Annotated in this window: 18 protein-coding genes; 8 read left to right on the forward strand and 10 right to left on the reverse strand. The window is 70.0% G+C overall.

Annotated elements, in window-relative coordinates; translation table 11 throughout:
• The first annotated feature begins 91 nt into the window (after nt 1–91).
• Entirely contained in the window at nt 92–1,909 is a 1,818-nt protein-coding gene (locus tag AAHG09_RS01395; protein ID WP_342104810.1) for a hypothetical protein, read from the forward strand.
• Here the strand turns inward: AAHG09_RS01395 and AAHG09_RS01400 are convergent.
• The 7 genes from AAHG09_RS01400 to AAHG09_RS01430 all read right to left on the reverse strand — a co-directional run bounded on the left by AAHG09_RS01400 (nt 1,881) and on the right by AAHG09_RS01430 (nt 9,859).
• Nucleotides 1,881–3,110: a molybdopterin molybdotransferase MoeA gene (locus AAHG09_RS01400; RefSeq protein ID WP_342104813.1), complete on the reverse strand. Its 1,230-nt coding sequence runs from the start codon at nt 3,108–3,110 to the stop codon at nt 1,881–1,883. The two genes, AAHG09_RS01395 and AAHG09_RS01400, sit on opposite strands and share 29 nt — an antisense overlap.
• Complete coding sequence (gene moaC, locus AAHG09_RS01405) at nt 3,107–3,598, reverse strand: cyclic pyranopterin monophosphate synthase MoaC (protein ID WP_342104815.1); 492 nt, start codon at nt 3,596–3,598, stop codon at nt 3,107–3,109. Before moaC ends, AAHG09_RS01400 begins: the two co-directional genes overlap by 4 nt.
• 3 nt (nt 3,599–3,601) lie before the next feature.
• Entirely contained in the window at nt 3,602–4,483 is an 882-nt protein-coding gene (gene trpC, locus AAHG09_RS01410) for an indole-3-glycerol phosphate synthase TrpC (RefSeq protein WP_342104817.1), read from the reverse strand.
• A complete protein-coding gene (gene trpD / locus AAHG09_RS01415) occupies nt 4,480–5,517 on the reverse strand; it encodes an anthranilate phosphoribosyltransferase (protein ID WP_342104819.1) in 1,038 nt (345 codons plus the stop codon). Before trpD ends, trpC begins: the two co-directional genes overlap by 4 nt.
• Before the next feature lie 35 nt (nt 5,518–5,552).
• Nucleotides 5,553–6,167 carry an anthranilate synthase component II gene (locus AAHG09_RS01420; protein WP_342104821.1) on the reverse strand — a complete coding sequence of 205 codons (615 nt, stop codon included), beginning with the start codon at nt 6,165–6,167 and terminating at the stop codon, nt 5,553–5,555.
• A 268-nt stretch (nt 6,168–6,435) separates the two neighbouring features.
• Nucleotides 6,436–7,953, reverse strand: a complete 1,518-nt coding sequence (gene trpE / locus AAHG09_RS01425; protein WP_342104823.1) for an anthranilate synthase component I — start codon at nt 7,951–7,953, stop codon at nt 6,436–6,438.
• A 4-nt stretch (nt 7,954–7,957) separates the two neighbouring features.
• Nucleotides 7,958–9,859 carry a peptidylprolyl isomerase gene (locus tag AAHG09_RS01430; RefSeq protein WP_342104825.1) on the reverse strand — a complete coding sequence of 634 codons (1,902 nt, stop codon included), beginning with the start codon at nt 9,857–9,859 and terminating at the stop codon, nt 7,958–7,960.
• Nucleotides 9,860–10,044: 185 nt separating this feature from the next.
• Here AAHG09_RS01430 and tpiA point away from each other — a divergent pair, with 185 nt between their 5' ends.
• Together tpiA and ppk2 are read left to right on the forward strand one after the other, a co-directional pair.
• Nucleotides 10,045–10,806, forward strand: coding sequence for a triose-phosphate isomerase (gene tpiA, locus AAHG09_RS01435; RefSeq protein ID WP_342104828.1), 762 nt, complete (start codon nt 10,045–10,047; stop codon nt 10,804–10,806).
• A gap of 111 nt (nt 10,807–10,917) precedes the next feature.
• Nucleotides 10,918–11,829, forward strand: coding sequence for a polyphosphate kinase 2 (gene ppk2 / locus AAHG09_RS01440; protein ID WP_342104831.1), 912 nt, complete (start codon nt 10,918–10,920; stop codon nt 11,827–11,829).
• Nucleotides 11,830–11,838: 9 nt separating this feature from the next.
• On the opposite strand, the gene AAHG09_RS01445 is transcribed toward ppk2, so the two are convergent.
• Nucleotides 11,839–12,288, reverse strand: coding sequence for a nuclear transport factor 2 family protein (locus AAHG09_RS01445; protein WP_342104833.1), 450 nt, complete (start codon nt 12,286–12,288; stop codon nt 11,839–11,841).
• A 261-nt stretch (nt 12,289–12,549) separates the two neighbouring features.
• Between AAHG09_RS01445 and secG the strand changes: the two genes are divergently transcribed.
• The 4 genes from secG (at nt 12,550) to AAHG09_RS01465 (ending at nt 16,871) form a co-directional block, all read left to right on the forward strand.
• Complete coding sequence (gene secG, locus AAHG09_RS01450) at nt 12,550–13,011, forward strand: preprotein translocase subunit SecG (RefSeq protein ID WP_342104835.1); 462 nt, start codon at nt 12,550–12,552, stop codon at nt 13,009–13,011.
• Between the two features lie 143 nt (nt 13,012–13,154).
• A complete protein-coding gene (locus AAHG09_RS01455; protein ID WP_342104838.1) occupies nt 13,155–14,783 on the forward strand; it encodes a CTP synthase in 1,629 nt (542 codons plus the stop codon).
• A gap of 58 nt (nt 14,784–14,841) precedes the next feature.
• A complete protein-coding gene (locus tag AAHG09_RS01460; RefSeq protein ID WP_342105452.1) occupies nt 14,842–15,294 on the forward strand; it encodes a DNA polymerase III subunit chi in 453 nt (150 codons plus the stop codon).
• 2 nt (nt 15,295–15,296) lie between these two features.
• Nucleotides 15,297–16,871, forward strand: a complete 1,575-nt coding sequence (locus tag AAHG09_RS01465; protein ID WP_342105453.1) for a S10 family peptidase — start codon at nt 15,297–15,299, stop codon at nt 16,869–16,871.
• A 350-nt stretch (nt 16,872–17,221) separates the two neighbouring features.
• On the opposite strand, the gene AAHG09_RS01470 is transcribed toward AAHG09_RS01465, so the two are convergent.
• Nucleotides 17,222–17,587: a response regulator gene (locus AAHG09_RS01470; protein WP_342104841.1), complete on the reverse strand. Its 366-nt coding sequence runs from the start codon at nt 17,585–17,587 to the stop codon at nt 17,222–17,224.
• 21 nt (nt 17,588–17,608) lie between these two features.
• The gene (locus AAHG09_RS01475; protein WP_342104844.1) at nt 17,609–17,896 is read right to left on the reverse strand and encodes an STAS domain-containing protein; all 288 of its coding nucleotides are present in this window, start codon (nt 17,894–17,896) and stop codon (nt 17,609–17,611) included.
• A 448-nt stretch (nt 17,897–18,344) separates the two neighbouring features.
• On the opposite strand from AAHG09_RS01475, the gene AAHG09_RS01480 reads away from it, so the two are divergent.
• The gene (locus AAHG09_RS01480; protein WP_342104847.1) at nt 18,345–19,502 is read left to right on the forward strand and encodes a methyl-accepting chemotaxis protein; all 1,158 of its coding nucleotides are present in this window, start codon (nt 18,345–18,347) and stop codon (nt 19,500–19,502) included.
• Nucleotides 19,503–19,641 lie beyond the last annotated feature (139 nt).

Raw genomic sequence — 19,641 nt, forward strand, 5'->3', positions numbered from 1 at the left:
GGAGGAAAGCGCGAAGTCTTGACCGGTCGTTAAGCCTGTCGCCGCATCCTCGCCGCCGGAGGGCCCCGGCCGCCCGCCTTGAAGACGCACCATGTCCGCTCCGGCACAGCCGACCGCCCGGCCGATCCCTCGGATCGAGCCCAGCACCATCCTGTGGGCGCTGGTCATCCTGGGCGTCGTGACGATGGTGCCGCCCGCCGACCTGTGGGCCACGATCCACCATCTGCGCGTGCCGGATACCGACGACGCCATGCGCCTCGCGGAGGTGCGCGATCTTCTGTCCGGCCAGGGCTGGTACGACATCATCCAGCATCGTTTCCTGCCGCCCGCGGGCGTGCCGAGCCACTGGTCGCGCCTGGTGGATGCCCCGATCGCGGGGCTGATCCTGGCTCTGACGCCGCTGGCCGGCCGCAGCCTCGCGGAGGGGCTCGCGGCCGTCCTGTGGCCGCTGCTGCTGTTCGGGCTGTTCTGCGGCGTGCTCCATCGCGGCGTGCGGACACAGTTCGGCAGCCGCGCCGCCGTGCTCGCCCTGATCGTGGCGACGCAGACCTTCGGGGTGACCATCCAGTTCGCGGCCGGGCGGGTCGATCACCACAATGTTCAGATCATCACGATGATTGGGCTGGCTTTCTGCATGATCCGGGGCGGCGTTCGGAGCGGCCTGATCGGCGGCGGGCTCGCGGCCCTGTCGCTGGCGATCGGTCTGGAGGGGCTGCCATCGATCACCGCGGCGGCCCTGTTTCTCATGGGGGATTGGTGCCTGCGCGGGCGCCCCGCTCTGCCGCTGCTCGCCGGCTTCGGCCTGGGCCTCGGGCTCGCCGCGCCGGTGCTGTTCGTCGCGCAGACGGGGCCCGAACACTGGACCACGACGCGCTGCGACGCGCTCTCGCCACCCTGGCTTTGGCTCGCCCTCGGAGGCCTGCTCCTCACCGTCTGCGCCGTTGCGGCCGGAGAGCGTCTCGCTTCGGTTCGGGCACGGGTCACGCTCGCCGGCCTCCTGGGGGTGATCCTGCTCGCGGGCTTTGCCGTCGCCTTCCCGGTCTGCCTGGGCGGCCCGTTCCCCGACATGACGCCCCTGGTGCGGGACCACTGGCTGCTGACGGTGAACGAGATGGCTTCGCTCCCGAAACTCGTCGCCCGGGGGCAGTGGGAAGCCTTGGTGTTCTATCCGGTCGTTCTGTTCGCCACCGCGGTCGCGACCGGGATGGCATGGCGCGGGGAGCGGCGGCGTGCCTGGGCGGTGACAGCCCTGTTCCTCTGGCCCGGCCTGATCCTCGGCCTGTTCCAGTTCCGCGGCCTCTACATCGCGTCGGGCTTCGTGCCGCTGGTCGCGGGTGCCGTCCTCGACAGAGCGCTCCGAAGCGACGCGGGGCGAACCGAGCTGCCCCGCTGGGGCGTCGCGCTGCTCGGCGGGTGCCTCGTGAGCACGCTCTGGATGGCGCCCGCGGTCGTGGCCGAGACGCTGATGCCCACCGCGCGCACGGCGCCCGATCCGGCCGGCGCGATCGCCTGCCGCAGCGAGGCGGCGCTGGCCCCCCTTGAGACCCTGCCGGCCGGCACCGTCCTGGCGCCGATCTTCATGGGGCCCGCGATCCTGCTGCACACGCCGCACGCGGTGGTGGCGGCCCCCTATCATCGGGCGATCCCCGGGCTCACCGCGGCGATCGAAGGGCTGGGCGGTACGCAGGCGGATCTGGAGCAGGTGCTGACGCGCTTCGGCGTCCGTTACCTCGTCGCCTGCCCGGCCCGGCCGGCCGATGATCTCCAGCCGGAGTCGGCCTTCGCCACGCGGCTGGCCGAGGGCACGGCGCGATCCGGTCGGCTGGAGCGCCTGGACTTGCCCGGTCCCCTCAAGGTGTGGCGGGTCGTCCCCGACCCGCTCAGAGCAGGCGGCGATCGAGCCGGATGATGCGGCAGGGATCGCCGGCCCGGGCGGCGGGCTCGTGCGGCGCGCGGATCAGCAAGGCCTCGGCCTGGCCCAGGACGGCCAGCATGGAGGAATCCTGGCGCTGTTCGGGCGTCGCCACCGGAAGCCGGCCCGGCTCGACCGCGAGGCGGGCACGCATGTAATCGGCTCGCCCGTCATTGGCGTCGAGGTCGCGGCCGAGCGTGGCCGGCTCGCTGCGGTCGGCCCCCGCCTGGGGGTCGCCCTGGAGCGCGCGGATCGCCGGCACGACGAACAGCAGCCCGCAGACGATGGACGAGACCGGGTTCCCCGGCAGCCCGATCACCAGCATGTCGCCGAGGCGGCCGTGCATCAGCGGCTTGCCGGGCCGGAGCGCGACCCGCCAGAAGCCGAGTTCCAGACCCTCCCGAGCCAGCGCCGCCTGGACGAGATCGTGGTCGCCGACCGAGGCGCCGCCGAGCGTGATCAGCAGATCGGCGCGGGCTTCCCGGGCGCGCCGGAACGCGTCTTCCAGGGCGGCGTGATCGTCCGCCGCGATGCCGAGGTCGATGATCTCCGCCCCCGCCTCGGCGGCGAGCGCCCCGAGGGCGAGGCTGTTCGAGGCGACGATCTGGTCCCAGGCCGGCGTCGCGCCGGGCTCGACCAACTCGTCCCCGGTCGCCAGGATCGCCACACGCGGCCGACGCCGGACCGGAAGGCGCGGATGGCCCGCCGCCGCCGCCAGGGCGAGGCGCCTTGCGTCCAGGGTCAGGCCTGCGGTGAGCAACGTCTCGCCGGCCGTGAAGTCGAGCCCGGCCCGGCGGATGAACCGCTTCGGCTCGACCGGCTCGACGACGCGCACGGTTTCGCCCTCGGCCTGCGCATCCTCCTGGATCAGGATCGCGTCCGCGCCCTCGGGCACCGGCGCACCGGTGAAGATCCGCACCGCCTCGCCGGGACCGATCGTGTCGGAAAAACCGTGGCCGGCCGCGCTGGTCCCGATCACGCGCAAGGACGCCCCCGCGGCGGCGGCCTCGGCGCTGCGCACCGCGTAGCCGTCCATGGCGGAGGCCGGGAAGGGCGGCTGCGTGCGGGTGGCCACGATGTCGGCCGCGAGCACCCGCCCGGCGGCCTGCGACAGCGTCACGCGCTCGGCCTCGACCGGGCCGGTCACGCTCGCCAGGACCCGCGCCAGCGCCTCGGCGACCGGGATCAGGCCGCTCATGCCCCGGGCGCCCGGTAGGCCCCGGAGCGTCCGCCATCCTTGGCGATCAGCCGGATGCCCTCGATCCGCATGCCGCGGTCGACCGCCTTCACCATGTCGTAGACCGTGAGGCACGCCACCGAGACGGCGGTGAGCGCCTCCATCTCGACGCCGGTCGGCCCCTGCACCCGCACCTCGGCGGCGATGCGCAGGCCCGGCAGCGCATCATCGGGCTCGATCTCGACCCGAACCTTGGACAGCAGCAGCGGGTGGCAGAGGGGGATCAGCTCGTGGGTGCGCTTGGCCGCCATGATGCCGGCGAGGCGCGCGGTGCCGATGACGTCTCCCTTCTTGGCATCGCCCTCGCGGATCAAGGTCAGCGTGTTCGGCTCCATCACGATCGCGCCCTCCGCCCGGGCCGTGCGATCGGTGGCGGGCTTATCGGTCACGTCGACCATGTTGGCCGCGCCGCTGGTGTCGAGATGGGTGAGCGTCGCGCCGGGCTCCATCGCTCAGCCCTTCTTCCCGGCCTTGCCGGCCTTGCCGGTGCCGAACAGCAGCGCGCGGGTCGCCGCCGTCACATCGGCCTGCCGCATCAGGCTCTCGCCGACCAGCACCACGCCGAGGCCGTGCTTCCCGAGGCGGGCCACGTCGGCATGGTCGCCGATGCCGCTCTCGGCCACCGCGATCCGGTCCGACGGGATGCCGGCGCCGAGGCGGATCGCCGTGTCGAACGAAACCTCGAAGGTCTTCAGGTTGCGGTTGTTGATGCCGATCATCGCGGTGCCGAGCGGGATCGCCCGGGCGAGCTCGGCCTCGTCGTGGACTTCAACCAGCACGTCCATCTCGAGGAGATGCGCCGTCTCGACCAGGGCGACGGCCTCGTCGTCGTCGAGGCAGGCCATGATGACGAGGATGCAGTCCGCCCCCCAGGCCCGGGCCTCGTAGACCTGATAGGGCTCGAACATGAAGTCCTTGCGCAGGACCGGCAGGCCGCAGGCCGCGCGGGCCGCGGTCAGGTATTCGGGCCGGCCCTGGAACGAGGGCTCGTCGGTCAGCACCGAGAGGCAGGTGCCGCCCCCGGCCTCGTAGGCGGCCGCCAGGGTGGCGGGGTCGAAATCGGCCCGGATCAGGCCCTTCGAGGGCGAGGCCTTCTTCACCTCGGCGATGAGCGCCGGACGGTCCTCCGTCAGATGCGCCCGGATCGCCGCCGCGAAGCCGCGCACCGGATCGGCCTGCGCGACCTTGCGTTCGAGCTTCGCCAGCGGCACGCGCAGCTTCGCCTCGGCGATCTCCCGGCGCTTGTAGGCCTCGATCTTGGCCAGCACGTTCGGCCGCTCGGGCGCCGCCGCGACGCCGGTCTCATGGGTCGGCTCTTGCGTCAGCGAGCTCATCGGCCCTCCTGCCCGTTGGAGTGGTCGTTCGAAGCCCGGACAAGGCGGGCGAGCGTCGCCCGAGCCGCCCCGGAATCGAGTGCATCCTGCGCCCGCGCGAGCCCGTCCGCCAGGGTCGGCGCGGCCCCCGCGACGACGAGTGCGGCGCCCGCGTTGAGCGCCGCAATGTCCCGGTAGGCGTTACGCGCACCGGCAAGCACCGCCTCCAGCGCCCGGGCGTTGTCGGCGGGATCGCCGCCGCGCAACTCGTCGGGCGCGCGCAGCGTCAGGCCGAGGTCGCGCGGATCGATCGAGAAGCGCGAAATCCGGCCTTCCTCCAGGGCAACGACCTGGGTCGGCCCGGTGACGGTGATCTCGTCGAGCCCGTCGGAACCGTGGACGGTCCAGACCCGGCGGCTGCCGAGTTCGGCGAGCACGCGGGTCAACGGCTCGGCCAGGGCCTCCTGGGCCACGCCGAACAGCTGATAGGCGACACCGGCCGGATTGCTCAGCGGCCCCAGCAGGTTGAAGATCGTCCGCACGGGCAGTTCCGAGCGTACCGGCGCGACGTGGCGCATTGCCGGGTGGTGGGTCTGGGCGAACAGGAAGCACAGGCCGGCCGCCTCCAGGCAGCGCGCCTGCCCCGCGGCATCGAGCCCGAGCCGCACACCGAGGGCCGCCAGCACGTCGGCGGCGCCGGAGCGGGAGGTTGCGGCGCGATTGCCGTGCTTGGCGACCGGCACGCCGCAGGCCGCCACCAGGATCGCGGCGAGCGTCGACACGTTCACGCTGCCGGAATGGTCTCCGCCGGTGCCGACCACGTCGATGGCGCCCTCGGGCGCCGCGACGCGGGTCATGCGCGCCCGCATGGCCTCGGCGGCGCCGACGATCTCTTGGACGGTCTCGCCGCGCACCTTGAGGGCGGCCAGGAAGGCGCCGGCCTGGACCGGCGTCACCTCGCCCGACAACAGGTCGTCGAAGGCCGCGCGCGCTTCGGCGCGGTCGAGGGCGAGGCCCCCGGCGACCTTCGCGAGATGGGGTCTGAAACTGTCCATGCGCTCTGTCGGAGGGCCGCCCCGGCCTCCTTCGGTCAATGCACGTCGGCGCGGGTCCTGTCACGCGCCGCGTTCCAGGCGGCGGCGAGATCCAGAAAATTCTTCACGATCTCGGTGCCGTGCTGCGAACGGATGCTCTCCGGATGGAACTGCACGCCGTGGAGCGGGCGCTCGGCATGCTCCAGCCCCATGATCAGGCCGTCCGCCTCGGCGGTGACCTTCAGGGCCGCCGGGCAGCTCGCGCGATCGACCACCAGGGAATGGTAGCGCGTCGCTTCGAAACTGTCGTTGAGGCCGCGAAACAAGCCGCTCGCGCCATGGCGGATGGTCGAGACCTTGCCGTGCAGGGGCAACGGCGCCCGCACCACGTCCCCGCCGAAGGCCTGCCCGATCGCCTGAAGGCCGAGGCAGACGCCGAAGATCGGAATCTCTTCGGACAAATCCCGCACCACGTCGAGGCAGATGCCCGCCTCGTTGGGCGTGCAGGGGCCGGGCGACAGCACGATCGCGTCCGGGGCCTTCGCGCGGATGTCGTCGATGGTCAGTGCATCGTTGCGCACCACGTCGATCGCGCCGCAGAGCGGGCCGATCAGGTGGACCAGATTCCACGTGAAGGAATCGTAGTTGTCGATGACGAGGACGTTGGACATCGCGGCGGCACGCTCGGGCATGGGGGCGATGTGACCGCTCGTGGGCGAGCGGTCAACCGTGCCGGGTGCTTGGATTTTATCTGGCGCCGCTGTGCGGCGGTTCCTGTGCTAGATCCCGTATCGCATTCCGCTTTCGCTGCATGCGCCCGGGAAAGGGTCGGCGCTTCATTCTGCTCCGCCCCTTTTCCCGGACAGGTGGAGCGACAGCGGAACCTGATCCGGGATCCGGCACAAAACAAGCCGCGAAGCGGCTCATCAGCCCATGTGCCTACTGCCCCCGCTTCGCCTGCGCCGCGAACCGCACCGCCTCCTCGGCGGCCCGGAACAAAGCCTTGGCCTTGTTGACGCATTCCTGCTGCTCGGAGGCCGGATCGGAATCGTACACGATCCCGGCGCCGGCCTGGACGTGCATCCGCCCGTCCTTCACCACCGCGGTGCGCAGCACGATGCAGGTATCCATCTCGCCCCGCGCACCGAAATAGCCGATGCAGCCGGCGTACGGCCCGCGCTTCTCCCGCTCCAGCTCGTCGATGATCTCCATCGCCCGCACCTTCGGGGCGCCGGAGACCGTGCCGGCCGGGAAGCCCGCCGCCAGGGCGTCGAGGGGATCGTGGCGCGGATCGAGGTCGCCCTCGACGTTCGACACGATGTGCATCACCTGGCTGTAGCGCTCGATGAAAAACGAATCCGTCACCCGCACGCTGCCGATCCGCGAGACCCGGCCGGCATCGTTCCGGCCGAGGTCGAGCAGCATCAGGTGCTCGGCGCGCTCCTTCGGGTCGGCCAGCAGCTCCTCGGCGAGCGCCACGTCCTCGGCCGGCGTCGCGCCGCGGCGGCGGGTGCCGGCGATCGGACGGACCGTGACGATCGCGTCGCGCACCCGCACCAGAATTTCCGGCGAGGAGCAGACGATCTGGAAGGCCTCGAAGTCGAGGTAGCAGAGGAACGGCGCCGGGTTGGTGCGCCGGAGCGACCGGTACAGGCTGAAGGCCGGCAGGGTGAACGGCGCCGAGAAGCGCTGCGACAGCACCACCTGGAACACGTCGCCCGCGACGATGTACTCCTTGGCCCGCGCCACCATGGCGAAGAAGTCGTCCGGCGTCGTGTTCGAGACCGGCTCGGGAGGGGCGACCGCCGACAGGTCGATCCGCGCCTCGATCGGCAGCGGCCCTTCGAGGGCTTCCGCCACCCGGTCGAGGCGCTGCAACGCGTCCTCGTAGGCCGCGCGGGCGGTGATACCGGCGGCAGGCCGCACCGGCGAGACCACGGTGATGATGTCGCGGATGGAATCGAACACCACCATCACGCGCGGACGCACAAGGATCGCGTCCGGCACGCCGAGCGGATCGGGATTCGGCTCCGGCAACCGCTCCATGGCGCGGACCATGTCGTAGCCGAGATAGCCGAACAGGCCCGCCGCCATGGGCGGCAGGTCCTGGCCCTCGTCACCGATGGCGCTCTCGGCGATGAGCGCGCGCAGGCTCGCGAGCGGCGCCCGGTCGTCGGGTTCGAAGGCGGTTAGGTCGGCGCCACGGGCGATGGCCGGCGCGCCGTCCCGGCAGCGCCAGATCAGGTCCGGATCGAGGCCGATCATCGAGTAGCGCCCGCGCACGGCGCCGCCCTCGACGGATTCGAGCAGGAAGGCCGGCCCGTGATGCCGCGCCCGCAGCTTGAGGAAGGCCGCGACGGGCGTTTCGAGATCGGCGACGAGGCTCAGGGCGATGACGCTCGGCTGCCCGGCCTCGTAGCGCCCCGCGAAGGCCGCGTAATCGGAAGCCTCGGCCATCGCCTCAATACTCGCCGCCGATGGCCCGGCGCAGGGCCGTCGCATCGACCGTCACGCCGGCGTTCTTCTGGACCTCGGTGATGTACTCGGACAGCACGTCGTCGGCGAGGGCGGCCTGGAAGTTCTGGCTGACCGTCCGGTCGCTCGGGCTGTCGGCCACGAAGGCCGGCATCGTCGCGGACGTCACCTTGAACACCGCGCGGGAATCGTTCGCCGCCGCGGTGCCGGCCTTGCCCACCGGCGTCGCGAAGATCAGGTTCACGTCATCGGCGGTCAGCATGTCCTTGGCCTGGTTGCGCGTCAGATCCTGCGCGTCCTGCAGGTTGACGCCGACCTCCTTGGCGACGTCCTCCATGGACTCGCCCTTGTTGACCTTCTCGACCAGCTCGCGCCCCTTGGCCTGCAGGCGCTTGGCGATCTCGGTGGCGGTCCAGCCGGCCTTCACGCCGTCCTTCACTTGGTCGAGCGGCTTGTCGTGGGCCGGATCGATGTTGGTCACGTCGTACCAGACGTAGCCGCCGGCCTTGGTGCGCAGGGGCTCGTTGTCGCCGCCGATCTCGGCGCGGAACAGGGCCGGCAGCGTGGTGTCGGCATCCGGGATGTCGGTGACCTTCTTGCCCTCGGGATCCTTGCCGTTCGGATCCACGGCCTTCACGGTGATCAGCTTGAGGTTCCGCTCGGCCGCGATATCGGTGAGCGGCTTGGCGCCGGCGCGCTGATCCTCGATCGCGTCGCGGGTGGTCTCCATGGCGTCGCGGGCACGGGCGAGCGCCAGGCCCTTGCGGATCTCGCCCTCGACCTCCTCGAACGGCTTCACGGTCCCGGGCTTGATCTTGGTGACGCGCAGCAGCACCGTGCCGAACCGGCCCTGGACCGGCTGGCTCACCCCATTCTCCGGCAGCGCGAAGGCGGCGTCGGCCACCGTGGTGTCGAACAGCTCGGCCTTGCTCAGCGTCCCGAGGGTGAGGTCCTTGTCGTCGGTGCCGCGCTCGGTCGCGACGGCCTCGAAGGTCTTGGAGCCATCCTCGATCGCCTTGCGGGCCGCCTCGGCGGCGGCGTGATCGGGGAAGACGATCTGCTGGATCGTGCGCTTCTCCGGGCTGCCGAAGCGTTCCTTGTTGAGATTGTAGGCGGCGCGGGCGTCGGCGTCGCTGATGGCGTCGGGCTTGGCCATGGCCTCCGGATCGACCACCAGCAGGTTTGCGGACCGGAACTCGGGGGCACGGAAGCCAGACTTGTTGGCCTCGTACCAGGTCTTGAGTTCGTCCTCGGTCGGATCCGGGATCTGGCCGGCGGTCGAGGGGGTCAGCATCAGGTAGGACGCCGCGCGGCGCTCGGTGGTGTAGCGGTGGACCGCCTCGCGCAGGGCCACCGGCACGTGCAGATCGGACGAAACGGCCTCGGCGAGCTGCAGCCGGGCGATCACCGAGCGCTGCTCGCGCACGAACATCCCCTCGTTCAGGCCGGCACGCTGCAGCGTCTGGTAGAACAGCTGCGGCTCGAACTGGCCTTGCGCGTTCTGGAAGCTCTTCTCGTCGTGGATCGCCCGGATCACCGCCGAATCCGGCACCGCGAGGCCGAGGTCGTGGGTCTTCTGGTCGAGGGCGGCCTCGGTGATCAGCTGGGCCATCACCTGCCGGTCGAGGCCGAGCATCCGCGCCTGATCGGGGGTGAGCGCACGCTTCAGCTGCGCCTGATAGCGCTGCAGCTGGTTCTGGTAGGCTTGGCGCACCTGCTCGGTGGTGATCGGCGTGCTGCCGACCTTCGCCACCTGATTGCTGGCGCCGCCGCGGAAGAATTCTTCCACACCGAAGATCCCCACGCCCGCGATGAGCAGGGTGAAGATGATCGTCAAGACGATCTTGCCGAGCCAGTGCTGGCTGGCGTTGCGGATGCCCTGAAGCATGATCTGCGCTTGGATACCTGCGGCGGCCGCCCCGTCGCCGGGCCGGCGCGTGTCCTGAAAGGCGACCGCGATAGACCATTCGCGTCCACAGGCAAAGGCTCCGCTGTCTGCCGCGGTTTGCACGCTCAAGCTCGCTCTGGTAGGCCGCGGCAACTTGCGAACGGCAAAAGCGAGGCGGGACGGGAATGACGCAGTCGGGTCGCAGACCGCTGGTCGCCGGCAACTGGAAGATGAACGGCACGCGGGCGTCGATCCAGGTGGTCGAGGCGATCCGCAACGGCCTCACCCCGGCGCTGGCCGAGCGAATCGACGTGCTGATCTGCCCGCCCGCGACGCTGATCAGCGCCTGCGTGGCGGCGGCGGCCGGTTCGCCCATCGCCATCGGCGGCCAGAACCTGCACGCCCGGCCGAACGGGGCCTTCACGGGCTCGATCTCGGCCGAGATGCTGGCCGATCTCGGGGCCCGCTACGTGATCGTCGGCCATTCCGAGCGTCGCGCCTACCACCACGAGACCGATGACGGCGTCCACGCCAAGGCGCTCGGGGCCCGGCGGGCCGGCCTGTGCGGCATCATCTGCGTGGGCGAGACCATCGAGGAGCGCGAGCAGGGCCGCGCGCTCGACATCGTCCGCGCCCAGCTGGCCATCGGCCTGCCGAAGGGCGCCACTGCGGCCGACACGGTGATCGCCTACGAGCCGGTCTGGGCGATCGGCTCGGGCCGGACCCCGACCCCGCGCGACATCGCGGAAGTCCATGCGTCGCTGCGCGAGATGCTCGACAAGCTCGTGGGCGACGAGGCGCAGAAGATCCGCATCCTGTATGGCGGCTCCGTGAAGCCGGGCAACGCCCGGGAGCTCCTGTCGGTGGAGAATGTCGACGGGGCGCTGGTCGGGGGCGCGAGCCTCGTGGCGGAGGATTTCCTCGGGATCTGTTCCGCCTACACGTGAAGGCAGAAGGACGCTCGCCGGACGTCCCACCGAGGTCCCGCGCAAGGTTCTCGGGGCTGTCACACGATCCTGTTTAACGGTCGCGGTGTTCCACCACCCGCGATTCGGATCATGACGGACGCCCATTCCCCCGCCGACCCCGCTCTGTTGGAGACGATCCGCCGCGAGATCCTCGACAGCTACGATGAGGAGATCGAGCTCGGCTTCGAGGAGGATCGCCTCGACAGCCTCGAAGGCGCCGCCGGATCCGGCCTCGACCGCCGGTTCTACTTCCATGAATTGCTGCGCCTCCAGCACGAGCTGGTCCGGCTTCAGGACTGGGTCCAGCACGAGAAGCTGCGCGTGGTCGTGCTGTTCGAGGGGCGCGATTCGGCCGGCAAGGGCGGCGTGATCAAGCGGATCACCCAGCGCCTGAACCCCCGCGTCTGCCGGGTTGCGGCGCTGCCCGCGCCGAACGAGCGCGAGCGCACCCAGTGGTACTTCCAGCGCTACATCGCGCATCTGCCGGCGGGCGGTGAGATCGTGCTGTTCGACCGGTCCTGGTACAACCGCGCCGGCGTCGAACGCGTCATGGGCTTCTGCACCGAGGCGGACGTGGAGGAGTTCTTCCGTTCCGTGCCCGAGTTCGAGCGGATGCTGGTCCGCTCCGGCATCATCCTGTTGAAGTACTGGTTCTCGATCACCGACGAGGAGCAGGCCCTGCGCTTCAACATGCGCATCACCGACCCGCTGAAGCAGTGGAAACTCTCGCCGATGGATGTCGAATCCCGGCGGCGCTGGGAGGATTACACCCGCGCCAAGGAGGACATGCTGATGCGCACCCACATCCCCGAGGCGCCCTGGTGGGTGGTCGAGGCGGTGGACAAGAAGCGCGCGCGGCTCAACTGCATCAGCCACCTGCTGGAGCAGATCCCCCACGGCGAGGTCGATCATCCGCCCGTGCAGCTGCCCGATCGGGTCCGGCACGCGGACTACATCCGCGCGCCGATCCCGCCGGAGATGCACGTCCCGGCCAAGTACTGAGAGCCGACCTCAGATCTTGAAGGCCTGACGCGCGAGCAGGCGCCAGCGATCCCCGTCGCGGTGCCAGACCTGCAGGACGCCGATATGCACGGGGGCGGACTTGCCGTCCGTCACCACCTCGCCGGTGAAGACGTGGCGGGCGATCGCATCGTCGCCCACGATCGAGACCGAGCGGTCCGACAGGGTGATGCTCGGGAAGGTCTGGCGCTTGCTGGCCAGCGGCGCGATGAAGGCCTTCTTGTCCTGCACGAGGCCGCTCGAATGGCCATAGCTGAGCCCGTCGAGGGTGAGCGCGTCGAGGGCGGCTCCGTCGCCGGCCAGGATGGCCTTGGTCAGGGCATCGACCTGCCCCTCGACGGCGTCCTTCTGATCGCCGGGCTGCCCGGCGGCGAGCGCTGTGTCCATGAATGCGGATGTTGCGAGGGCGGCGGCGAGCGCGGCGCGGCGTGAGATCGGCATGGCGTCCTTCCCGGATGGGACGGTGGTTTGTGAGATCCGTCCTCCGCATCAGACAGAGCACAGCGGGCGCGCCGGCGCGAGGGATGCGCGTGACAGGCGCGGGCCGATCAGCGAGTTGGCGCCGGACCCCGATTGGTGTATGCGCCCGGGATCATCTGTGGCTGTTGTCCTGCGCATCGGCCGCCTGCGCGCCCGCCTTCCGGTCCTGCGGCCGGCCCTCGGGGAGCGACGCGCGGACCAGAGTACGCTTCCGGAACACCGATGCAGACCGTCCTGATCGTCGTCCACCTCATCATCGTGCTCGCGCTGATCGGCGTCGTGCTGCTGCAGCGCTCCGAGGGTGGCCTCGGACTCGGCGGCGGAGGCAGCGGCGGCGTGGCCGGCTTCATGACCGGCCGCGGCCAGGCCAACGCCCTCACGCGGGCCACCGCCATCCTGGCGGCGTTGTTCTTCGCCACCAGTTTGCTGCTGGCCGTCATGTCGCACCGTTCGCAGGCGCCGAAGTCGATCCTCGACACCGGCGCACCGCAGAGCGCGGGCCAGCCCGCCAAGCAGCCGACGGGGGCCGACAACCTGCTCGACACGCTGCGCCAGCAGCAGGACCGGGCGCCAGCCACGGCGCCGGCCCAGCCCGCCCCCGCTCAGCCTGCCCCCGCTCAGCCTGCCGCGCCGCCCGCGGCTCCGGCCCAGCCGACGGTGCCGGACGCGCCGCAGTCGCGCTGACCGCGCGGCCCGACGACTCACGCGAGCCCTGACGGACCGGCCCCGGCCGGCCCGTCCATGCGTCCAGCGATCCCCAGCCCTCGCACGGGCCGGGGTCATTGGTGTTTGGCAAACGCCGGCACCTTCTCTATGGATCAAGGCCCATGACGCGGTACGTTTTCATCACCGGCGGCGTGGTTTCCTCCCTGGGCAAGGGACTGGCCTCGGCGGCCCTCGCGGCGGTGCTCCAGGCCCGCGGCTACCGGGTTCGGATGCGCAAGCTCGACCCATATCTCAACGTCGATCCGGGCACGATGAGCCCGACTCAGCACGGCGAGGTCTTCGTCACCGACGACGGCGCCGAGACCGACCTCGACCTCGGCCATTACGAGCGCTTCACCGGCGTGCCGGCGAGCCGGGCCGACAACATCACCACGGGCCGGATCTATCAGGACATCATCGCCAAGGAGCGGCGCGGCGACTACCTCGGCGCCACCATCCAGGTGATTCCCCACGTCACGAACGCCATCAAGGACTTCGTCCTCGACGGCAACGACGCGTTCGACTTCGTGCTGGTCGAGATCGGCGGCACGGTGGGCGACATCGAGGGGCTGCCGTTCTTCGAGGCGATCCGCCAGCTCGGCCAGGAGCTGCCGCGCGGCACCTGCTGCTACGTCCACCTGACGCTGCTGCCCTACATCCCGTCGGCGGGCGAGCTGAAGACCAAGCCGACGCAGCACTCCGTGAAGGAGTTGCGCTCCATCGGCATCCAGCCCGACATCCTGCTCTGCCGCTGCGACCGGGACATCCCCGTCGACGAGCGGCGCAAGCTGGCGCTGTTCTGCAATGTCCGCGAGACGGCGGTGATCGAGGCGCGCGACGTGGCGTCGATCTACGAGGTGCCGCTGTCCTACCGGAATGCCGGCCTCGACCGGGAGGTGCTCGGCCATTTCGGGCTGGAGCACGGCGGCGAGCCGGACCTCAGCCGCTGGCGCACCATCGCCGAGCGGGTGCGCAATCCCGAGGGCGAGGTGTCGATTGCCATCGTGGGCAAGTACACGGGGCTGAAGGACGCCTACAAGTCGCTTACCGAGGCCCTGACCCATGGCGGCATCAGCCACCGGGTGAAGGTCAACCTCGAATGGATCGAGGCCGAGGTGTTCGAGCGTGAGGACCCCGCGCCGTTCCTGGAAGGCCTGAACGGCATCCTCGTGCCGGGGGGCTTTGGCCAGCGGGGCGCCGAGGGCAAGATCCGCGCGGCCCGCTTCGCCCGCGAGAAGCGCATCCCCTATCTCGGCATCTGCTTCGGCATGCAGATGGCGGTGATCGAGGCGGCGCGCTCCCTCGCCGGCCTGCCGGACGCCAATTCGACCGAGTTCGGCGACACCGCCGAGCCCGTGGTCGGCCTGCTGACGGAGTGGCTGCGCGGCAACGAGCTGGAGCGGCGCGCGGCCGCCGGCGATCTCGGCGGCACCATGCGGCTCGGCGCCTACGAGGCGAAGCTCGATCCCGAATCGAAGATCGCGCAGATCTACGGGTCCGCGGAGATCTCCGAGCGGCACCGACACCGCTACGAGGTCAACATGGCCTATCGCGAGCGACTGGAGGCCCAGGGTCTGCGCTTCTCGGGCGTATCGCCGGACGGGCTCCTGCCCGAGACGGTGGAGCATGTCGGGCACCCGTTCTTCATCGGCGTGCAGTTCCACCCGGAGCTGAAGTCGCGGCCCTTCGAGCCGCACCCGCTGTTCAAGGGGTTCGTCGGCGCGGCGATCGAGCAGAGCCGGCTGGTCTGAGGCCGCGGCGGCGCGCCGCTCCTCGCGCCGGCGCGCGGGACCCTATATGCCTGCCGCCGTGACCGAGATCCTGTTCTACCACATGCAGCGACAGCCCCTGGAGAAGGTGCTGCCGAACCTCGTCGAGCGTTCCCTCGACCGCGGCTGGCAGGCCGCGATCCAGGCCGCCAGCGAGGAGCGCCTTCAGGCGCTCGACGACCACCTCTGGACCTATTCCGACGAGAGCTTCCTGCCCCACAGCACCGACCGCGAGCCCGACGCGGGGAGCCAGCCGGTGGTGCTGACCCTGCGGGACGTCAATCCCAACGCGGCCTCGATCCGCTTCCTCGTGGAGGGCGCCGATCTCCCGCCGGATGCGGATGCCTACGCGCGGATCTGCATCCTGTTCGACGGGACCGATCAGGACGCGCTGCTGCGCGCCCGCGAGCAGTGGAAGCAGGCCAAGGAGGCGGGCCACGCGGTCGCCTATTGGCAGCAGGACGATTCGGGCCGCTGGAACAAGAAGGCGTGACCGTGACCCTTAGCAGACGACTTGCCGGCGCCGCACTCGGCCTCGCCCTGGCGCTGGGCTCAAGCCCGCCGCTCGGCGCCCAGGAGGCCCCGCACGGCCATCCCCAGGCGGAATCCAAGCAGGCCCCGCGCGGCCCGGAGGGGCGCCGCCTGCCGCCCGATTCGGTGACGCAGCAGAGCGTGACGCTGCCCGATGGCCGGAGCCTCGCCTTCACCGCCACCGCGGGCAGCCTGCCGCTGGTCGACGAGTCCGGCAAGCTCCAGGCCGAGATCGCCTACGTGGCCTACACGATGGCGCCGGAGGCCGGGCGCACGCGACCCGTCACCTTCGCGGTGAATGGCGGCCCCGGGGCGGCCTCGGCCTATCTGAACATCGGGGCGATCGGCCCCTGGCGTCTGCCCACGGGCACGGACAGCATCAGCCCGTCGCAGGCCGTGGCGCTCACGCCCAACGACGGCACGTGGCTCGACTTCACCGACCTCGTGTTCATCGATCCGGTCGGCACCGGTTACAGCCGCGCGGCGGACGGCAACGGCAAGGCCTACTGGTCGGTCGATTCCGACGCCTCGACGCTGGCGGCGGCCATCGCCCGCTATCTGCGGATCAACGACCGCATGGCGGCGCCGAAATTCTTCGTCGGGGAGAGTTACGGCGGCTTCCGGGGGCCCCTGATCGCCGAGAAGCTGCAGGAGGAGATCGGCGTCGGCCTCTCCGGGATGGTGCTGCTCTCGCCGGTGCTGGATTTCGGATGGCTGGAGACGCCCCGCGCCAATCCGTGGGGCTACGTGCTCAAGCTCCCGTCCCTCGCGGCCGGAGCGCTGGAGCGGAAGGGCACCGTGCCGACCCCGGCCCTTCTCGGCGAGGCCGAGGCCTACGCCTCCGGCCCCTACCTGACGGACCTGCTGAAGGGCCCGTCCGATGCCGCCGCAGTGGCGCGGATGACCGACAAGGTGGCGCCCCTGGTCGGGCTCGACGCCGCGCTCGTGCGGGCCCAGGCGGCCCGGCTGTCGACGCGGAGCGTCCAGCGGGAGATCGACCGGGCCGAGGGCCGCGTCGCCAGCGCCTACGACACCGGCATCACCGGCTGGGACCCGAACCCGGACGCCGCGCAATCGAGCTTCGAAGATCCACAACTCACCGCGCTTCAGGCGCCGCTCACCAGCGCGATGCTCGACCTGTATGCCCGGACGCTGAAATGGCCCGTGCCGAACATGCGCTACGAGCTCCTGAGCAACGCCGTGAACCACGGCTGGAGCTGGGGCTCGGGACGGCAGGCGCCGGAGGTGCTGTCCAACCTCAAGGGCGCGCTGGCCCTCGACGGGCGGCTGCGCGTCCTCGTGGCGCACGGCTTCACCGATCTGGTGACTCCGTACTTCGCCTCGAAACTCCTGCTCGCGCAGGTCCCGGCCTACGCCAACGGCCGCCTGAATCTGGCGGTCTATCCGGGTGGGCACATGTTCTACACGCGGCCCGATTCGCGGGCGGCGTTCCATCGCGATGTGGCCCGCCTCTTCGCGGATGCACTCAAGGCACGTGACAGGGGCGCGGCACCCGGGGGCGGGCAGGATACGCCCTGAAGCGGGAACACCCCGTATCGCTTGGGGTCGCCCGCCCTGTCGTCCTGCCGCTGTGGCTACCGGCGTTCGCCCCACGCGAATACCGGAGTCGGGCGCCAGGCGATCGACGGCATCCCGGACGCGCCGACCGAGGCGGGAGCCGCCAGAACTGTGATCGCCGTGGTGCTGAACCCGGAGATTGCCTTGTCCACCGCCAGCGCGCGGCACGCCCGCGGCCGACCGTCATCGAAGCAGTCCCGCGCAGGCAGGGCGGCGATGGCGGATCGGATTGCGGGCGCCCTCCCAATACAAGACGCGCGCCGGACCTCCGGCCGAGAAGGCGAATACCGCGGGTTTGCGACAGGCCCCGCTCAGCTGCGGATCAACTTCGCGACCACTGCGAGGAGTTGCTCCGGCTTGAACGGCTTCGTGATCCACCCGGTGGCGCCGGCGGACTTGTCCTGCTGCTTCATGCCTTCGTCCGACTCGGTGCTCAGGAACAGGATCGGCACGCCTGTGCAGGCGGGCACCTGCCGGAGCTGCCGGATCATCTCGATCCCGTTCATCACCGGCATGTTGAGGTCGGTGATCACGAGATTGATCGGCTCGGCCTTGGCCTTGACGAGGCCTTCCGCGCCGTCGCCTGCCTCGACCACCCGATGACCGGCTGGTCCCAGCACGACCTTGATCATCTGGCGGATGCTCGGTGAATCGTCGACCGTGAGAACGGTAGCCATGGCGTGATCCGGATCTGCGCGTCAGAGGGCGGGTATAGGCGGGGCGGACGGATCGAAACCCGCCCGGTGAAACGCGACGTCGAGACCCGGGGTCCGATTCGCCAACGCGAGGAACGAACCGCGACGTGCCGCCGACCGCCCGGCCGATAGGACGAGCTGAACGAAGGCCATATCGGCGCGCTCGACGGCGCCGCAATCCAGTGTGACCGCCGTCGTGTCGTCCAGGGCGGCGAGCATCTCGTCCCGGAGCGACTGGACCGATCGAAGATCACAGTGCGCCGGCATTCTCAGTGTTCGGACTTCGGACATGACGCCTCGGATGGATGTGCGTGCGCGGATCGATCCCCGCCGATCACCTCAACAATGGGATAGCTTAAGCTTTCCCCCATCGGCCCGCATCGGTCAAACAAAATCGACACCCACCGTTCCATCCGAGCTGAATCAGCACCTTCGCGTATTCAAGCACAGCCATCAATATTTAGTTTTGCATATCCAATACCTTTTAATATATTTAGATGCGATCATTCTGCCCTCGAAAGCGGTGTCGCCAAATATACGATTCAATATTGATATTTAACGCCGAAGAAAAATCACCATCCTGGAGTTTGGTTCATTGCAAACTAGAGCATACATTTTTAATGGGATCCGAGGGAAAGGATCGTTTGCCCAGGCCACGATGCCGAGCACTTGGGACACGATGGAGAACGATGGTATGGCGCCGTCGGTTGCTCGGGCAGAGCGTAAGGAATACCCGCGGATGTCCGTCCGGGATCGCGCGCAACTCAGTCACCACGAGACGGGGTTCATCGCTGCGGAGGCGCAGCCTTGGTCGGTGAACCGGCCGAACGCGGAGCCATCCCGGGAAGCAGCCGCCGAACCGCGCGGCCTGGCCGACCAGCTTCACGTCTGGCTCGACCTGTCCGACCGGCAGCGGGCCATGCTCGACGCCGTCATCGACGAACTCGGGATCGTCTCGACGGATATCGAGAGCCACGTCGACGGATTGTCGGAGCGGTTCCAGCGGATCGCCGACACGACCCGCGGCCAATCGGAGATCGTGCAGGGGCTGGCGAGCGCGATCCAGTCGGTGCGGATCGACGGGGCCGAACAGCCCCTGGCGGAGGTCGCGTCGGGCCTCGGCACGATCCTGTCCGCGCTGATCGGCAAGATCATCTGGCTGTCCTCCCGCGGAACGACCCTGACGGACGCGCTGAGCGCCGTGCTCGGCGAACTCGGCTCCATCGACGGGAGCGTGGCGCAGATCGAGACGATCAACCGCCAGACCAACCTCCTTGCGCTCAACGCCAAGATCGAGGCGGCCCGCGCCGGGGAGGCCGGGCGAGCCTTCGCGGTGGTGGCCGACGAGGTCCGCGCGCTCGCGGGCTCCATCAACGCGCTTTCGAGAGTGATCAAGGGTCAGATCGGCTCGATCGCGACCGGCCTGCGCGGCAGCCACAGCCTGCTGCACGACATCGCGACGATCGACATGTCGGCGGAGAGCCAGGCGGCCGATGCCCGGGTGCGCCTCGTCATGGAGGCCCTGGTCGATCAAAATCGGCGATTCGCCGACGTGCTGTCGCAGACCGTTCGGACCACGGAGGCCATCGCCGGGGACGTCTCCGGGGCGATCGTCACCATGCAGTTCCAGGATCTGGCGAAGCAGCGCCTGCAGAATCTGCAGCTTCTGCTCCGGGCCGCGGAGGCCAGCCTGCACCACCGCTCCGAAGAGACCAGCGCGGCGGCCGGGCCTCGTTTGAGCCCGACAGCCGAATCACCCTGGATCGCGGAGGCAATCGCGGCCTGCACCCTCGGCGAGATCCGGGACCGGATGTCTCGACGCCTGCTCGGAGCACCCGCCGCGCCGTGTTCGGATGCGTCCAGCACCGATCCCCTCGCGGGGGTAGACCTGTTTTGAGCCGGTCCCGTTTGCGCTCGGCAGCCTTGCGAAGAGCGGCAGAGCAAGAATCGACCCAATTCTACGGTGAAGCCGGACGAGATAGTTTTTGAGTCTTTCGGCCGAAATTACTCATGCCCCGCTAATAGCAAAAGCATCA

It is taken from the genome of Methylobacterium guangdongense, from assembly GCF_038442355.1.
Taxonomy (GTDB): Bacteria; Pseudomonadota; Alphaproteobacteria; order Rhizobiales; family Beijerinckiaceae; genus Methylobacterium; species Methylobacterium guangdongense.

Excerpts from the sequence above, each read along its gene's own strand:
- trpE (WP_342104823.1), bottom strand. The coding sequence starts at position 7,953 with ATGGCCGAGGCTTCCGATTACGCGGCCTTCGCGGGGCGCTACGAGGCC.
- AAHG09_RS01470 (WP_342104841.1), bottom strand. The coding sequence starts at position 17,587 with ATGGCTACCGTTCTCACGGTCGACGATTCACCGAGCATCCGCCAGATG.
- moaC (WP_342104815.1), bottom strand. The coding sequence starts at position 3,598 with ATGGAGCCCGGCGCGACGCTCACCCATCTCGACACCAGCGGCGCGGCC.
- secG (WP_342104835.1), top strand. The coding sequence starts at position 12,550 with ATGCAGACCGTCCTGATCGTCGTCCACCTCATCATCGTGCTCGCGCTG.
- AAHG09_RS01430 (WP_342104825.1), bottom strand. The coding sequence starts at position 9,859 with ATGCTTCAGGGCATCCGCAACGCCAGCCAGCACTGGCTCGGCAAGATC.
- AAHG09_RS01445 (WP_342104833.1), bottom strand. The coding sequence starts at position 12,288 with ATGCCGATCTCACGCCGCGCCGCGCTCGCCGCCGCCCTCGCAACATCC.
- trpC (WP_342104817.1), bottom strand. The coding sequence starts at position 4,483 with ATGAGCTCGCTGACGCAAGAGCCGACCCATGAGACCGGCGTCGCGGCG.
- trpD (WP_342104819.1), bottom strand. The coding sequence starts at position 5,517 with ATGGACAGTTTCAGACCCCATCTCGCGAAGGTCGCCGGGGGCCTCGCC.
- tpiA (WP_342104828.1), top strand. The coding sequence starts at position 10,045 with ATGACGCAGTCGGGTCGCAGACCGCTGGTCGCCGGCAACTGGAAGATG.
- AAHG09_RS01395 (WP_342104810.1), top strand. The coding sequence starts at position 92 with ATGTCCGCTCCGGCACAGCCGACCGCCCGGCCGATCCCTCGGATCGAG.
- AAHG09_RS01455 (WP_342104838.1), top strand. The coding sequence starts at position 13,155 with ATGACGCGGTACGTTTTCATCACCGGCGGCGTGGTTTCCTCCCTGGGC.
- AAHG09_RS01400 (WP_342104813.1), bottom strand. The coding sequence starts at position 3,110 with ATGAGCGGCCTGATCCCGGTCGCCGAGGCGCTGGCGCGGGTCCTGGCG.
- AAHG09_RS01420 (WP_342104821.1), bottom strand. The coding sequence starts at position 6,167 with ATGTCCAACGTCCTCGTCATCGACAACTACGATTCCTTCACGTGGAAT.
- ppk2 (WP_342104831.1), top strand. The coding sequence starts at position 10,918 with ATGACGGACGCCCATTCCCCCGCCGACCCCGCTCTGTTGGAGACGATC.
- AAHG09_RS01475 (WP_342104844.1), bottom strand. The coding sequence starts at position 17,896 with ATGTCCGAAGTCCGAACACTGAGAATGCCGGCGCACTGTGATCTTCGA.
- AAHG09_RS01480 (WP_342104847.1), top strand. The coding sequence starts at position 18,345 with ATGTCCGTCCGGGATCGCGCGCAACTCAGTCACCACGAGACGGGGTTC.